General features: G+C 62.3%; 11 protein-coding genes and 1 tRNA gene. 3 read left to right on the forward strand and 9 right to left on the reverse strand.

Going from position 1 to position 15,440, the window contains the following annotated elements; translation table 11 throughout:
* Positions 1-84: 84 nt before the first annotated feature.
* A tRNA-Lys gene (locus tag GPS82_RS09510) sits at positions 85-160 on the reverse strand.
* A gap of 114 nt (positions 161-274) precedes the next feature.
* Positions 275-1,252: a GMP reductase gene (locus tag GPS82_RS09515; protein WP_296493824.1), complete on the reverse strand. Its 978-nt coding sequence runs from the start codon at positions 1,250-1,252 to the stop codon at positions 275-277.
* A gap of 92 nt (positions 1,253-1,344) precedes the next feature.
* On the opposite strand from GPS82_RS09515, the gene GPS82_RS09520 reads away from it, so the two are divergent.
* The gene (locus tag GPS82_RS09520) at positions 1,345-3,771 is read left to right on the forward strand and encodes a UvrD-helicase domain-containing protein (protein ID WP_296493826.1); all 2,427 of its coding nucleotides are present in this window, start codon (positions 1,345-1,347) and stop codon (positions 3,769-3,771) included.
* Positions 3,772-3,788: 17 nt separating this feature from the next.
* Here GPS82_RS09520 and GPS82_RS09525 read toward each other — a convergent pair whose 3' ends face one another.
* Genes GPS82_RS09525 through GPS82_RS09535 form a run of 3 tightly spaced genes read right to left on the reverse strand, consistent with a single transcriptional unit; the run spans position 3,789 to position 5,860 of the window.
* Positions 3,789-4,568 (reverse strand): BPSS1780 family membrane protein, encoded by a 780-nt coding sequence (locus tag GPS82_RS09525; RefSeq protein WP_296493829.1) that lies wholly within the window; start codon positions 4,566-4,568, stop codon positions 3,789-3,791.
* Positions 4,565-5,560: a homoserine kinase gene (locus GPS82_RS09530; protein ID WP_296493831.1), complete on the reverse strand. Its 996-nt coding sequence runs from the start codon at positions 5,558-5,560 to the stop codon at positions 4,565-4,567. Before GPS82_RS09530 ends, GPS82_RS09525 begins: the two co-directional genes overlap by 4 nt.
* 3 nt (positions 5,561-5,563) lie before the next feature.
* Entirely contained in the window at positions 5,564-5,860 is a 297-nt protein-coding gene (locus GPS82_RS09535; RefSeq protein WP_296493833.1) for a hypothetical protein, read from the reverse strand.
* A 53-nt stretch (positions 5,861-5,913) separates the two neighbouring features.
* On the opposite strand from GPS82_RS09535, the gene polA reads away from it, so the two are divergent.
* Both polA and GPS82_RS09545 read left to right on the forward strand, forming a co-directional pair.
* Complete coding sequence (gene polA / locus GPS82_RS09540) at positions 5,914-8,775, forward strand: DNA polymerase I (RefSeq protein ID WP_296493835.1); 2,862 nt, start codon at positions 5,914-5,916, stop codon at positions 8,773-8,775.
* Positions 8,776-8,892: 117 nt separating this feature from the next.
* Positions 8,893-9,114, forward strand: coding sequence for a hypothetical protein (locus GPS82_RS09545; RefSeq protein WP_296493838.1), 222 nt, complete (start codon positions 8,893-8,895; stop codon positions 9,112-9,114).
* Here the strand turns inward: GPS82_RS09545 and GPS82_RS09550 are convergent.
* From GPS82_RS09550 to GPS82_RS09565, 4 genes are all read right to left on the reverse strand, one after another.
* Positions 9,111-12,635 (reverse strand): indolepyruvate ferredoxin oxidoreductase family protein, encoded by a 3,525-nt coding sequence (locus GPS82_RS09550; protein ID WP_296493840.1) that lies wholly within the window; start codon positions 12,633-12,635, stop codon positions 9,111-9,113. The two genes, GPS82_RS09545 and GPS82_RS09550, sit on opposite strands and share 4 nt — an antisense overlap.
* 192 nt (positions 12,636-12,827) lie before the next feature.
* Entirely contained in the window at positions 12,828-14,108 is a 1,281-nt protein-coding gene (locus tag GPS82_RS09555) for a dihydrolipoamide acetyltransferase family protein (protein ID WP_296493843.1), read from the reverse strand.
* Between the two features lies 1 nt (position 14,109).
* Positions 14,110-15,147, reverse strand: a complete 1,038-nt coding sequence (locus GPS82_RS09560; RefSeq protein WP_296493846.1) for an alpha-ketoacid dehydrogenase subunit beta — start codon at positions 15,145-15,147, stop codon at positions 14,110-14,112.
* Positions 15,148-15,149: 2 nt separating this feature from the next.
* The coding region (locus tag GPS82_RS09565; RefSeq protein ID WP_296493847.1) for a thiamine pyrophosphate-dependent enzyme at positions 15,150-15,440 on the reverse strand (291 nt) is incomplete at its 5' end.

The raw sequence follows: 15,440 nt of genomic DNA on the forward strand, positions 1-15,440 counted from the left end.
TGTCACAAAACTGTCACCGGACTAAAAAACAAAAAAGCCTGCTACGCTATTTGAAGCAAGTTATTCAATGTTTACAAGGGTATTTGGTGGGAACTGAGAGATTCGAACTCTCGACCTACGGATTAAGAGTCCGCTGCTCTACCAGCTGAGCTAAGTTCCCTTGGTTTCAGTGAAACAGCGTGTGTTTCTTGAAGTGCGGAATTCTAGCAGAGCGGCTACCGAGGAAATGATGCCCTCCCGTCTGAAAGGGACCCATGAAACCGCCCCAAATCGCCTACATCAGCAAATGCTCGCCCGCGTTGTCGCCGCCCAGGGTGACGTAATTGACCTTGCGGATGTCCATCAATTTCTTGCCGCCTGAGTAGCTGATGGAGCTTTGCACGTCCTGCTCCATTTCGATCAGCGTGTCGGCCAGCTTGCCCTTGATGGGTTCCAGAATGCGCTTGCCTTCGACGTGTTTGTATTCGCCCTTGTTGAAGTCGCTGGCCGAGCCGTAGTATTCCTTGTATAGCTTGCCGTCCACTTCCACGGTCTGGCCCGGGCTTTCCTCGTGGCCGGCAAACAGTGAACCAATCATGACCATGGTGGCGCCAAAGCGGATGCTCTTGGCAATGTCGCCGTGGTCGCGGATGCCGCCGTCGGCAATGATTGGTTTGGTGGCCACACGGGCGCACCATTTGACGGCGCTCAGTTGCCAGCCGCCGGTGCCAAAGCCGGTCTTGAGCTTGGTGATGCAAACTTTGCCCGGGCCAATGCCGACCTTGGTGGCGTCGGCGCCCCAGTTTTCCAAGTCGATCACGGCCTCGGGTGTGGCCACGTTGCCGGCAATGATGAAGGTGCCCGGAATCTTTTCGCGCAGGTAGCCGATCATGTTTTTCACGTTGTCCGAGTGGCCGTGGGCGATGTCGATGGTGATGTATTCCGGCGTCAATCCAAGCGCCATCAGCTGATCGACCGTGTCGTAATCCGCTTTTTTGACACCTAGGGAAATCGAGGCGTATAAGCCGCGCGCCTTCATGGCTTTGACAAACTGCAGGTTGTCCAGGTCAAAGCGGTGCATCACGTAAAAGTAATTGTTTTGTGCCAGCCAGATGCAGATGTCCTCGCTGACCACGGTTTTCATGTTGGCGGGCACCACCGGGATGCGAAAGCGCCGTGGCCCCAATTCCACGCTGGCATCGCACTCGGAGCGGCTGTCCACGCGGCATTTGCGGGGCAGCAGCAGGATGTTGTCGTAGTCAAAAATTTCCATGGTCTGGCACCTGTTCAAAAAAAACCGGGCCACAATTGCTTGGGCCCGGGGCTTGATTCTAGCGAAGTCGGGCGGCTTTCTACAATGCCCTGATGTTTTCAACTCCGACTCCACCCAGCCTGCCAGACGCAGGCCTGCTGAACAACCTGAACCCCGAGCAATTGGCTGCAGTCACGCTGCCTGCCGAGCACGCGCTGATTCTGGCCGGGGCCGGTTCAGGAAAAACCCGGGTGCTCACCACGCGCATTGCCTGGCTGCTGCAAACCGGCCAGGTCTCGCCCGGCGGTATTCTGGCGGTCACGTTCACCAACAAGGCCGCCAAGGAGATGATGACGCGGCTCTCAAGCATGCTGCCGCTCAATGTGCGCGGTATGTGGATTGGCACCTTTCATGGCCTGTGCAACCGCTTTTTGCGCGCCCATTACAAGCTGGCGAACTTGCCGCAGAGCTTCCAGATTCTGGACATGCAAGACCAGTTGTCATCCATCAAGCGCCTGTACAAGCAGTTCGGCATTGATGACGAGCGCTTTCCGCCCAAACAAATGCAGTGGTTCATTGGCGGCTGCAAGGAAGACGGCCAGCGCCCCAACATGGTCGAGGCGCGGGACGAAGAAACGCGCAAGAAGATCGAGATTTACCAGCTCTACGAAGAGCAGTGCCAGCGCGAGGGCGTGGTCGATTTTGGTGAACTGATGCTGCGCAGCTATGAACTGCTGCGAGACAACGACCCCATTCGCGAGCATTACCAGCGCCGCTTCAGGCACATTTTGATCGACGAATTCCAGGACACCAACAAGCTGCAATACGCGTGGATCAAGATGCTGGCTGGCACCGGCGCCCACAGCACGGTGGATGGCGCTTTTCAGCCCACCGGCTGTGTATTGGCCGTGGGCGATGATGACCAGAGCATTTATGCCTTTCGTGGTGCGCGCGTGGGCAATATGGCCGACTTTGTGCGTGAATTCAAGGTGCGGCACCAGATCAAGCTCGAAGAAAACTACCGCAGCGGCAGCAACATTCTGGACTCTGCCAACGCGCTGATCGGCCACAACAGCAAGCGTCTGGGCAAGAACCTGCGCACGGCGCAGGGTCCGGGCGAGCCGGTGCGGGTGTTTGAGTCGCCCAGCGACTTTGCCGAGGCCCGCTGGATGGTGGACGAGATGAAGCAGCTGGTGCGCGAGGGCTTCGAGCGCAAGGAAATTGCCGTGCTGTACCGCTCCAACGCGCAAAGCCGGGTCATTGAGACCGCGCTGTTCAACGCCGGCATGCCGTACAAGGTGTATGGCGGCCTGCGCTTTTTTGAGCGCGCGGAAATCAAGAACGCGCTGGCCTACCTGCGCCTGCTGGAAAACCCGCGCGATGACACCAGTTTTTTGCGCGCCGTCAACTTTCCTCCGCGCGGCATCGGCATGCGCAGCCTGGAGCAGTTGCAGGACGCGGCGCGCGCCAGCGGCTGCTCGCTCAGCGACGCGGTCAGTGGCCTCAGCGGCAAGGCGGGCACCAACATTGGTGCCTTTCTGGCGGGCATCGACGTGTTGCGCGAGCAGACCCAGGGCCTGAGCCTGCGTGAAACGATCGAGCTCACACTGGACCACAGCGGCCTGATCGACCATTACAAGGCCGACCGCGAAGGCGCCGACCGGGTGGAGAACCTGGAGGAACTGGTCAACGCGGCCGAGAGTTTTGTCTCGATCGAGGGCTTTGGCCGCGACGCCGTGGCGCTGCCGGTGGACGAACTGGGCCAGCCGCTGACCCAATCACCCGCGTCGCAGGGGCTCGACCTGAACCAGCCGCTGCTCGACATCCCCGCACCCGATGCTGAAACCGGTGAAACCCTGTCGCCGCTGGCGGCCTTTTTGACCCATGCCGCGCTGGAGGCCGGTGACAACCAGGCGCAGGCCGGGCAGGACGCCATCCAGCTCATGACGGTGCATGCCAGCAAGGGCCTGGAATTTGACTGCGTGTTCATCACCGGCATCGAAGAGGGCCTGTTCCCGCACGAAAACTCCATGAACGACCGCGACGGCCTGGAGGAAGAGCGCCGCCTGATGTACGTGGCGATCACGCGCGCCCGCAAGCGCCTGTACCTGAGCCATTCGCAGACCCGCATGTTGCACGGCCAGACGCGCTACAACCTGCGCAGCCGCTTTTTTGAAGAGCTGCCCGAAGAGGCGTTGAAGTGGATCACACCCAAACACCCCGGCTTTGGCAAGGCAGACAGCTTTTCCGACACCACGTATTCGGGCGATTCGGCTGCCTATGCCAAAAGGCCGGCAAGTTCATTTGGCGCGGATTATTCGCGTTATGCAGCGCCGGCATCCCAGCCTGTGACCCAACCCAGGGCCGAGGCTGGCAACAGCCTGCGCGCCGGTCAAAAGGTGTTTCACGCCAAATTTGGCGAAGGCACGGTGCTGTCACTGGAAGGCAAGGGCGACGATGCGCGCGCGCAAATCAACTTTCCGCGACATGGCGTCAAGTGGCTGGCGCTGTCGGTGGCCAAGCTCACGCCCGTGCCCTGAGCTTGCGGGCGGACGCCTCAAGTTTCGGCAGGCGTTTCAGTCTCGAAGCTGTCCCGGTATGTGAAATACAGGGAGGTAAAAAACATCGATGCCAGCAGCATCAGTGCCGGAAACAGCAGGGTGCCTGTAAGGGCTGCATTGTCAAACAGGCTGCCCAAGGTGCCAATGACCAGGATGGCGACGACGATGGTGCCCATCCACGCGAAACCAAACACGGTAAAGGTCCAGAAATTGCGAAAGCACGCCACGATGCTGAAAAACATGCTCTTCAGCGGTGTCAAGTCGTTCCAGAACACCAGCGCCGGGGCATGCCAGAACATGAGCGACAGCGGCAGGTGCAGGCCAATGAAGACCCACATGGCAGATTGAAAACCGGGCGACTGCATCAGTTCGGCCGTGGGTGCGCTGCCGCCCAGGTAAAGCCGGGCAAAGCCACCGCCGTCCACCAGGTAGGAGCCACCCATCGCCAGCATGAAGCCTCCGGCGTACATGGCACCCAGCAGCAGCATGGCGCGCACCTTGGCGGGCCCGGCCCGAAAGGCGGTGAACAGGATGAGCGGCATGGGGAACTTGCCCTGGGTTGCCTCGCGGGTGGCCGCCATCAAACCCAGCGTGGCGGCGGGCAGCAGCGTCATGGCCAGCGGCAGGCCCACGATCGGCAGCATGGTGGCCACCGACATGACCGCCATGAAGATGAAAAACAGCCCGGCCAGTGCCAAAGGTTGTTTGAAAAAAGTTTGCATGCCGAGCTTGACCCAGGTGGCGCCAGTGCGGGCAGGAACGAGCTTGAGCTTCATGTGATGGATTCCAGGTCAGGATGGTTCAGCGCTTGGCTGACCCGGTGCCGCAGCACGCGTTCGAAATGCGCTGGGTCGTGGGCTTGCAGCAGGTGGGCCTGGCGGGGCAAGTAAAAGTCCCACAGGCGGGACAGCCAAAAGCGCAAAGCGGCGGCGCGCAGCATGGCAGGCAGCAGTTCCTGCTCGGCCGCCTGCAGGGGCCGCACGGCGTTGTAAGCGGTCAAAAAATGATGGGTATTGAGCGCATGGTGCGTGCCGCTTGCCTGGTCAATACACCAATCGTTGAGGCACACCGCCAGGTCAAACAGCCAGGAGTCAACCCCGGCAAAGTAAAAATCAAAAAAGCCGCTCAGCACAGGTTGACCAGCCACCGTTTCGAACATCACGTTGTCATGAAACAAATCGGCATGAATCGGGCCACGGGGCAGGGCGGCATAACTCGAGGTTGCTGCCACCTGGTTCTGAAACGCCAGTTCCCGGCTGATCAGGGTTTTCTGGCTGCCCGACAGGTAGGGCAAGACCTCCGGTGCGGTGTCGTTGCACCAGGTCAGGCCGCGCAGATTGGGCTGGCTCAGCGCGAAGCTGTTCCCGGCCAGATGCATTTTGGCGAGCATGTCGCCCACCTGCGCGCAGTGCACCGGGCCAGGAGCAAGCTCCTTTTGACCCCGCAATTTGTTGACCACGGCAGCCGGCTTGCCTTTCATGTCAAACACCAGTTCACCCCGGCTGTTGGCGTGCGGCTCCGGCACCAAAATGCCGCGCTGCGCCAGGTGTTTCATCAACTGCAAATAAAACGGCAATTGTTCAAACGTCAGTCGCTCAAACAGGGTCAGCACATAGTCATGGGCTTGGCTGTCTTTTTGTGTGGTGACAAAGTAATTGGTGTTTTCTATACCCCCAGCGCATCCTTCCAGGCTTTGGAGTTCGCCCAGTTGCAGCTGTTGCATCAGCGCACGGACCTCTTCAAATGCGACTTCTGTGTAAACCGCCATTGCTCAGAAACCCAGAACCTTCCAGGAGCTCTCACCCGTTTTTGGCGCCACCTGGTAGGCTGGCATGCCGCCTTTGGGCCTCACGGTGATGTTCTGGGTTTCGCCGCCCACGCGCAGTTCGTCGATGCTCGCGCCGGCATCTTCGACATGGATGCGCTCGATGCGCGGCTCTACCTTGCCAGTCCCATCGCGCTGCACCGGCGCACTGGCCGGGGCCGCTGCGTTGGTGGCAGTGGGGGTTTGGCTCCATGTCAGCCCACAGGCCAGCAGAAGGGGAAAGAAGGTAAAAATTGAACGCATCGATTGATTGTAGATAAAGCGGCTGCTCGCCCGGCTGCAGGCAAAATGCCGGCATGAACAATGCCCCACCCAAAACCTTGCTGTTGGTCGATGGCTCCAGCTATCTGTACCGCGCCTTTCACGCCATGCCCGACCTGCGCGCCGTGCCGGGCGACCCGGGCAGCGCGCCCACCGGTGCCATTCGCGGCATGATCAACATGCTGCAAAGCCTGCGCAAGGAAGTGCCCGCCGGGTACGCGGCCTGCGTTTTTGACGCCAAAGGCCCCACCTTTCGTGATGATTTGTACCCCGAGTACAAGGCCCACCGCTCGCCCATGCCCGACGACTTGCGGGCCCAGATCGAGCCGATCCATGAGGTGGTGCGGTTGATGGGCTGGAAGGTGCTGGACGTGCCTGGCGTCGAGGCCGACGACGTGATCGGCACCCTGGCCGCCACCGCGGCGGCGCAGGGCATGCAGGTGATTGTGAGCAGCGGCGACAAGGACCTGGCCCAGCTGGTCAACGAGCGCATCACCATCATTGACACCATGAACGGCCGGGTGCGTGATGTGGCCGGCGTCACCACCGAGTTTGGCGTGCCTCCCAGTTTGATGGTGGACTACCAGACCCTGGTGGGCGACGCCATCGACAACGTGCCCGGCGTGCCCAAAGTGGGTCCCAAAACGGCGGCCAAGTGGCTCAATGAGTTCGGTTCGCTCGACGCCATCGTGGCCCAGGCCGACACCATCAAGGGAGCGGTTGGGGAAAACTTTAGGAAATCCCTGGACTGGTTGCCGACTGGCCGCTTGTTGCTGACCATCAAGACCGACTGCGACCTGAAAGACTGGCTGCCTGATTTGCCCGACATGGACGACATTGCCGTGGGCAGCATGAACACCCCGGCGCTGGCCGAGTTTTATGAAAAATACGGCTTCAAGGGGCTGGCGCGCGCGCTGGGCTCAGGAAATGGGGACGCCGGAAAAGGGGTCAGAGCCAGCTCCGCTTCGCTGCGTGGATCCGACCCCATTTCCGGAGCTGGCGCTGCCCCCAATTCCGTTGCCAACAACCGTGAACCCGGCCTATTTGACGAACTGGACACTGCACCAGAGGCCCCCGCCACCCCCCGCGTCAGCACAGTCAGCTACGACACCATCCTCACCTGGGACGCCTTTGACCACTGGCTGGCCAAGGTGCAGGCCGCCGAGCTGGTGGCGCTGGACACCGAAACCACCTCACTGGATGAGATGCGCGCCAGGATTGTCGGCATCAGCTTCAGCGTGAAGCCAGGCGAGGCGGCCTACATTCCGCTGGCGCACGCCTACCCGGACGCGCCCGACCAATTGCCGCTCAACGAGGTGCTGGCCAAACTCAAGCCCTGGCTGGAGAATGGCCGCCACAAAAAGCTCGGCCAGCATGTCAAATACGACCGCCATGTGTTTGCCAACCACGGCATTGAGGTGCAGGGCTACGCGCACGACACCATGCTGCAAAGCTACGTGCTCGAAGTCACCAAGCCGCATGGCCTGGCCAGCCTGGCCGAGCGCCATCTGGGGCGCAGCGGCATCAGCTTTGAAGACCTGTGCGGCAAGGGCGTCAACCAGCTCTGTTTTGACCAGGTCGATGTGGCCAAGGCGGCAGAGTATTCATGTGAAGACTCCGACATGACGCTTGATGTGCATCGGGTGTTGTGGCCGCAGCTGCAAGCCAACGACAAATTGCGTTTTATTTACGAGCTTGAAATTGCCAGCAGCGAGGCCTTGTACCGGATCGAGCGCAACGGCGTGCTGATCGATGCGCCCACTTTGGCAGCACAGAGCCACGAACTTGGCCAGCGTATTTTGCAGCTGGAGAAGGAGGCGCATGAACTCGCCGGCCAGCCCTTCAACCTGAGTTCACCAAAGCAGATTGGCGAGATTTTTTTCGTCAAGCTCGGCCTGCCGGTGGTCAAGAAGACGCCGACTGGCTCGCCCAGCACCGACGACGAGGTGCTGCAAAAGCTGGCTGAAGACTACCCGCTGCCCGCCAAGATCCTGGAGCACCGGGGCCTGGCCAAACTCAAGGGCACCTATACCGACAAACTGGCGCAACTGGCACACCCGCGCACCGGCCGGGTCCACACCCATTACGCCCAGGCTGTGGCGGTGACCGGGCGCCTTAGCAGCAACGACCCCAACCTGCAAAATATTCCGGTGCGCACCCCCGAGGGCAGGCGCGTGCGCGAGGCCTTTGTGGCGCCGCCCGGCTGCGTGATCGCCAGCGCCGACTACAGCCAGATCGAACTGCGCATCATGGCGCACATCAGTGGTGATGCCGCCTTGTTGCTGGCCTTTCACGACGGCATGGACGTGCACCGCGCCACCGCCGCCGAGATCTTTGCCATCGACACCGCGCAAGTCAGCAGTGAGCAGCGCCGCTACGCCAAGGTCATCAACTTCGGCCTGATCTATGGCATGAGCGCCTACGGTCTGGCCAAGGCTCTGGGCATCGACAACACCGCCGCCAAAAACTACATCGAGCGTTACTTTGAGCGTTATCCTGGCGTAAAGAACTACATGGACCACACCCGGGCGCTGGCCAAGGCGCAGGGGTATGTCGAAACCGTGTTTGGCCGCAGGCTTTACCTGCCCGAGATCAACTCGCCCAACGGGCCCCGGCGCAGCGGTGCCGAGCGCGCCGCCATCAACGCGCCCATGCAGGGGACGGCGGCCGACTTGATCAAGCTCAGCATGGTCAAGGTGCAGCAGGTGATTGACGCCGAGCAGCGCGCCACCAAAATGATCATGCAGGTACACGACGAACTGGTGTTTGAAGTGCCTGAGTCAGAAATTGATTGGGTGCGCCACGAGGTGCCCCGGTTGATGGCCGGCGTGGCGCACCTCAAGGTGCCGTTGCTGGCCGAGGTGGGGGTCGGGCTAAATTGGGACAAGGCGCATTGACTGTCTGTGCGGCACAGCACAAAGCAGGCGGAACAGGCGTGTTCAAATAAAACTCGTGTTACGCGCCTGGATGCCGTCGGCGTCAAGGCTTGGGTGAAACGTTACAAAGGTGCTTATATGAACTCAGTCAAACTCGTCGGTGTCTTGCTCATCGTTTTGGGCGCATTGGGGCTCATATACGGTGGCTTCAGCTACACCAAAGACACCACGGCACTCAAATTGGGACCGCTCGAGATGACGGTGCAGGAAAAGAAAACCGTCAACGTGCCGCTGTGGGCTGGCATCGGCGCCATTGTGGTCGGTGGTGTGTTGTTGGTGATGGGTGGCAAGAAGGGCTAAAGCGTTGCCCTCGGCAGGCGCGCCACAAAAGCCATCACCACCGACTCGGCCGCAGTACCCCGGCAGGCTTGTTGCCATTGCTGGCCGGCCTTCAGCAACTGGCGCTCCTTGATGTGGCCAAAACCGCGCACTTCGGCGGCAATGCTGGCCAGTTTCACGGCGGCGGCGTGGTTGACGGCGGTGAGCGAAGGCAGCAAGGCTTCGATCATGGCCGGGTACATCTGGGCCAGCCGACGCTCCAAGCGCCGCTCGGCGGTTTTGCCGAAAGGGTCGAGCCAGCCGCCGCGCAGGCCCTTCAACCCCGCCAACAAGCGCATCGCAGAGAGAACCCAGGGGCCGTAGGCCTGCTTTTTGAGGTGCCCGGTGGTGGGGTCGCGCTTGGCCAGCAAGGGTGGCGCCAGATGAAAAGTCAGCTTTGCATCACCGTCAAATTGTTCACGCAGTTGTTTCTCGAAGCGGCCATCGGTATAGAGACGAGCCACCTCGTACTCATCCTTGACGGCCATCAACCGGTAGGCATGGGTGAGCACGGTGCGGGTCAGTTGCTCGCTGCCCGGCATGGCCTGTTGCTCGGCTTGCTGCACCTGGCGCACCAGGGCCTCGAAGCGGGTCGCATAGGCCTTGTTTTGGTAGGCGACCAGGTCCTTGCTGCGTCGCGCAATCAGCGTCTCCAGCGTCTCCTTGTCAGGTTTGACCAGACGTACGGTCTGCGCCGGGCTGCTCTGGCGCAGCACCGCGTCCAGATCCAGTGCCGCGCGGCGACCCCAGCTCAGCGCGGCAAGATTTGCGGCCACGGCAACCCCATTGATCTCGATGGCGCGCTGGATCGCCTGCAGTGACACCGGCAGCCAGCCCTGTTGCAGGGCGTAACCCAGCATCAGCATGTTGGCCGCAATGGCATCGCCAAAGAGCTGGGTCGCCAGACGCGTGGCCGGGAGGGCATGCACGCGCTCGGCACCCGCCGCGCTGTCGATGGCGCTGCGCAACTGGCCTTCGCCAAACTCGGCATCCACCGGGTTCAGCACAAAGGCGGCGTGGGGCGCCAGATGGGTATTGAGCGCAACGCGGGTGCGCCGCGGCGTCATGGTCGCCAGTGCCGCCGGGCTGGCCGCCACCATCATGTCGCAAGCCAGTACCAGGTCGGCATTGGCCATGGCGACCCGTGGGGCGTGCAACTGTGAGGCGTCGCGCGCAATGCGCACATGCGACAGCACAGCGCCGTTCTTTTGCGCAATGCCGGTCTGGTCCAGGCAGGTGGCGCTCAAGCCCTCCAGACGCGCGGCCATGGCCAGAATGGCGCCAATGGTGATGACGCCGGTGCCGCCAATGCCGGTGATAACCGTCTCGTGCGCGGGTGACAGCGCAGCTCGTTGCGGCGCGGGCATGGGCGGCGTGGCGCTGCGCGCCTGCTGTTGTGGGCGCTCGTTCTTGCGCGGCCTGGCGCCCGCCAGAGTGACAAAGCTCGGGCAAAAGCCGTCGACGCACTTGGTGTCCTTGTTGCAACTTGACTGGTTGATCTGGCGCTTGCGGCCCAGCTCGGTTTCCAGCGGCTCTATGGAGATGCAGTTGGACTGCACCGAGCAGTCGCCGCAGCCCTCACACACGGCCTCGTTGATGAAGGCGCGCACATCGGGGTCGGCCAGCGTGCCGCGTTTGCGCCGGCGCCGCTTCTCTGCGGCACAGGTCTGGTCGTACAGCAGCGCCGTGACCCCAGCCGTTTCGCGCAGTTGGCGCTGCAAGGCGTCGAGCTCGTCGCGGCCATGCAGCGTGACCCCTTTGGGAAAGCCGCCGTTGGGCGTCGCCATCTCCCGGTACTTTTCCGGATGGTCCGACACCACCACCACTCGGCCCACGCCCTCGGCCAGCAACTGCGCCACGATCTGTTGCGGCGTGAAGCTGTCCGAGATCGACTGGCCGCCGGTCATGGCCACCGCGTCGTTGTAAAGCAGCTTGTAGCTGATGTTGGCCTTGGCATACACCGCCGCACGCACCGCCAGAATGCCCGAGTGGTGGTATGTGCCGTCGCCCAAGTTGGTAAACACATGCTCGCGGCTGGAAAAGCCCATGGCGCCGAGCCAGCTGACGCCTTCGCCGCCCATCTGGCTGAAGGTCTCGGTGTGCCGGTCCATGAACAGCGCCAGCCAGTGGCAGCCGATGCCGGCCAGGGCGATGCTGCCCTCGGGCAATTGGGTCGAGCTGTTGTGCGGGCAACCGGAGCAGAAATACGGCGTGCGTGCCGCCAGCGCGGGCGTGTTTTGCAGCGCCTGCGTTTTGGCTTGCAGCAGCGCAAGCCGGGTTTGTGCTGCCGGGCTGCTGACCAGTTCGGGGAAGGTGCGGGCCAGCACCTGGGCCAGCAGCGCCGGGCTGGTTTCGCCGTGCTGAGGGATCAGCGTGTGGCCGTCGCGCCCGACTTTGCCCAGCACGGCCGGGCAGGGCGCGCTACCAAACAGAATGCCCTTGACCTGGTCTTCGATCAGGCCACGTTTTTCTTCCACCACCAGCACCGTGTCAAGGCCCTGGGTGAATGCCTGAATCTGCTGCGCATCCAGCGGGTAAATCATGCCCAGCTTGAGCAGGCGCACGCCGTGGTTCGCCAGGTCCTCCTCGCTCAGTCCCAGGTCATGCAGCGCCTGCATCAGGTCGGCCCAGGGTTTGCCGGCAGAGACGATGCCGATGTGCCCCCCGGCGGTCGCGCCACTGACCTGGTTGATGCCGGAAAAGCGCGCAAAGGTTTTGGCGCGCGCCAGCTTGACTTCATACAGGCGGCGCTCCTGCTCGACCCGGTTGTCGGGCCAGCGGATGTGCACGTCGGCGGCTTGCCGCAGTTCGGGCCAGTCGGCGCGCACCCGGTCGATCTCCAGGTCGACGATGGCCGAGCTTTCGGCAATGTCGGTCACCGCCTTGTAGCCCACCCAGCAGCCGCTGTAGCGGGACAACTCAATACCCAGCACGCCGAAGTCGAGCATGTCCTGCACGCTGGCGGGGTAAAGCACCGGCATGCCGACCGAGACAAAGTCGTAGTCGGAGCAGCCGGTCACGGTGCTCGACACCGCATTGGGGTCATCGCCGGCAATGGCCAGCACGCCACCCTGGGCCGAGCTGCCGGCCTGGTTGGCATGGCGTAGCACGTCGATGCTGCGGTCCACCCCGGGCGCCTTGCCGTACCAGAGCCCAAAGACACCATCAAAGGCGCTGTCACCGAGCAGGTGCACCTGTTGACTGCCCCAGACGGCGGTGGCGGCCAGTTCCTCATTGACTCCGGCCTGAAACTTGATGTCGCGTGCGGCCAGATGTTTTTCGGCCGCCCACAACGCCATGTCATAGGTGCCGACCGGTGAGCCGCGGTAGCCCGAAATGTAGCCGCCCAGTTTTTTGCCCGCGCGCAAGCCTCGTTCGTGCAGCGTCAGGGGCAAGCGCACCAGCGCCTGCATGCCGCTCATGAAAGCCTGGCCCTGGGTGTTGACGTACTTGTCGTCCAGCGACACCTCGGCAAGGGTCTGGGGTGGCGTCTGTTGGCTCATGGGCAGAGTTTGCAAGTCGTGGTGAAAGGAAGAGGGCTATGGTGCCACATTCCGGTGTGAACCCAGGTAGCCGGGGGAGAATCAATCAGTCGGGTGATGCGCTTTGCTGCGTGTCCCCCGTCCGCTGCGCGGACTCCGCCTTGACCTTCGCAAAGCGCATCACCCGACTGATTCCGTGCGCTTGTGGGTCGACTAGGTCACCAACAAGGTCCCCGGGCATTCCAGATAGCCGCGAATTTGCTGGATGAATTCCGCCGCATTCATGCCATCGACCACCCGGTGGTCAAACGAACTGGAGACGTTCATCATCTTGCGCGCCACCACCAGGCCGCCCCTCAGCATGGGGCGCTCGACGATGCGGTTCGGGCCGATGATGGCGACCTCGGGGTGGTTGATGACGGGGGTGTGCGCAATGCCGGCCAGCGGCCCCAGACTGGTCAAGGTGAGGGTCGAGCCGCTCAGTTCCTCGCGTGTGGCTTTGCCGTTGCGGGCGGCTTCGGCCAGTCGCAGGATCTCGGCGGCGCAGGCCCATAAATCGAGGGTTTCGGCGTGCTGGATCACGGGCACCATCAGGCCGCCGCTGGTTTGCGTTGCCAGCCCCAGGTGCACGGCGGCAAAACGCGTGACCACGGCGGCCTCGTCGTCATAGCGTGCGTTGACCTCTGGGTGATCACGCACCGCCAGCACGATGGCACGGATCAGGAATGGCAACAGCGTGAGTTTGCCGCGCGTGGCACCGTACTGTATGTTCAGGCGTGCGCGCAGGCCTTCAAGCTCGGTGACGTCGATTTCCTCAATGTAGGTGAAGTGCGGAATGCGGCGCTTGGCTTCCTGCATTTTTTGCGCAATTTTGCGGCGCAGGCCAATCACGGGGATCACTTCTTCTGCTGTGCGCTGCGCATAACGTTGATCAGCGGGGGCCTTGCCCGGGCTTGCGCCGCCGTGTTGCGCGTGCGCGTCGAGGTCCGCCTGGGTGATGCGCCCGGCCGGGCCGGTGCCCCGGACACTGGCCAGATCAATGCCCAGTTCCCAGGCGCGCCGGCGCACCGCTGGCGCGGCGACGGGTTTTGAACCCTGTGGAGGGGAGTTTGAATTCTGTGGGGCAGACTTCAATCTGCCTTGGTCGACTGAAGTCGACCCCACAACAAGGCCAGAGACTGCGGTGGCGGATTGGTCTGCGGGCGACTGTGGGGCGGACTTCAGTCCGCCATGGTCGACTGAAGTCGACCCCACAAGCACTTCAATGTGAATGATCTCGGTGCCCACGGCCACCACCTGACCCACGGCCGCGTCGAGCGACAGCACAACACCTGCCACATGCGATGGAATCTCGACCGTGGCCTTGTCGGTCATCACGTCGGCCAGAATCTGGTCTTCAGCCACCGTGTCGCCCACCTGCACATGCCAGGCCACCAGTTCGACCTCGGCAATGCCTTCGCCAATGTCGGGCATCTTGATGGTTTGTATGCTCATATCAGGTCTCCAGCACGCGTTGCAGGGCGGCACTCACGCGCGCCGGTCCCGGAAAATACGACCATTCCTGGGCGTGCGGGTAGGGTGTGTCCCAGCCGGTCACACGCTCGATCGGGGCTTCGAGCTGGTAGAAACAATGCTCCTGAATCAGCGCGCAGAGCTCAGCGCCCAGGCCGTTGGTGCGCGTGGCTTCGTGCACGATGACGCAGCGGCCGGTCTTCTTGACCGACGCCACCAGCGTGTCGAGGTCCAGCGGCCAAAGGCTGCGCAGGTCGATGACCTCGGCATCGACGCCCGATTCGGTCGCCGCGGCCTCGGCCACATGCACCATGGTGCCGTAGGCGATCACGGTCACCGCCGTGCCGGGCCGGGTGATACGCGCGCTGTCGAGCGGCACGGTGTAATAGCCTTCGGGCACGTTGCCCAGCGGGTGTTTGCTCCAAGGCACCACCGGGCGCTCGTGGTGGCCGTCAAACGGGCCGTTGTAGAGCCGCTTGGGCTCCAGAAAAATGACAGGGTCGTTGTTTTCAATCGACGCGATCAGCAGGCCCTTGGCGTCATAGGGGTTGGACGGCATCACGGTGCGCAGGCCGCAGACCTGGGTGAACACGGCCTCGGGGCTCTGGCTGTGGGTCTGGCCGCCATAAATGCCGCCACCGCAGGGCATACGCATGGTGATGGGGCAGGTGAAGTCGCCCGCCGAGCGGTAGCGCAGCCGTGCCGCCTCCGACACAATCTGGTCAGTGGCCGGATACACATAGTCGGCAAACTGGATCTCGACCACCGGGCGCAGGCCGTAAGCGCCCATGCCCACCGCTGTGCCGACAATGCCGCCCTCGGAAATGGGGGCGTCAAACACGCGGTGTTTGCCATGTTTTTGCTGCAGGCCCTCGGTGCAGCGAAAGACGCCGCCAAAGTAGCCGACGTCCTGGCCGTAGACCACCACATTGGGGTCGCGGGTCAGCATCACGTCCATGGCCGAACGCAGCGCCTGGATCATCGTCATGGGCGTCGTGTTCATGGTGTTGGTGTCGCTCATGATCAGGCTCCCAGTCCGTGTTGCAGTTCTTCACGCTGACGCACCAGGTGCGCCGGCATGTGTTCATAGACATCCTCGAACATGGTGGCCACGCTCTGGCCGTGGGCATCCGCCAGCGTGCCGTATTGCTCGGCTTCCTTTTGCGCCGCGGCCACCTGCGCCTCAAGTGCTTTTTTGGTGGCTTCATGTTCAGCGTCCGACCAGGCGCCCAGGCCGATCAGGTGTTTTTTCAGACGCTCGATCGGGTCACCCAGCGGAAAGCGCGCGGCGTCATTGGCGGGCCGGTACTTGCT

The organism is Rhodoferax sp., assembly GCF_011391645.1.
GTDB lineage: Bacteria > Pseudomonadota > Gammaproteobacteria > Burkholderiales > Burkholderiaceae_C > Rhodoferax.

Bases quoted from the DNA above. Each gene is read 5' to 3' on its own strand.
- GPS82_RS09515 (WP_296493824.1), bottom strand. From the start codon at position 1,252: ATGGAAATTTTTGACTACGACAACATCCTGCTGCTGCCCCGCAAATGC.
- GPS82_RS09520 (WP_296493826.1), top strand. From the start codon at position 1,345: ATGTTTTCAACTCCGACTCCACCCAGCCTGCCAGACGCAGGCCTGCTG.
- GPS82_RS09525 (WP_296493829.1), bottom strand. From the start codon at position 4,568: ATGAAGCTCAAGCTCGTTCCTGCCCGCACTGGCGCCACCTGGGTCAAG.
- GPS82_RS09530 (WP_296493831.1), bottom strand. From the start codon at position 5,560: ATGGCGGTTTACACAGAAGTCGCATTTGAAGAGGTCCGTGCGCTGATG.
- GPS82_RS09535 (WP_296493833.1), bottom strand. From the start codon at position 5,860: ATGCGTTCAATTTTTACCTTCTTTCCCCTTCTGCTGGCCTGTGGGCTG.
- polA (WP_296493835.1), top strand. From the start codon at position 5,914: ATGAACAATGCCCCACCCAAAACCTTGCTGTTGGTCGATGGCTCCAGC.
- GPS82_RS09545 (WP_296493838.1), top strand. From the start codon at position 8,893: ATGAACTCAGTCAAACTCGTCGGTGTCTTGCTCATCGTTTTGGGCGCA.
- GPS82_RS09550 (WP_296493840.1), bottom strand. From the start codon at position 12,635: ATGAGCCAACAGACGCCACCCCAGACCCTTGCCGAGGTGTCGCTGGAC.
- GPS82_RS09555 (WP_296493843.1), bottom strand. From the start codon at position 14,108: ATGAGCATACAAACCATCAAGATGCCCGACATTGGCGAAGGCATTGCC.
- GPS82_RS09560 (WP_296493846.1), bottom strand. From the start codon at position 15,147: ATGAGCGACACCAACACCATGAACACGACGCCCATGACGATGATCCAG.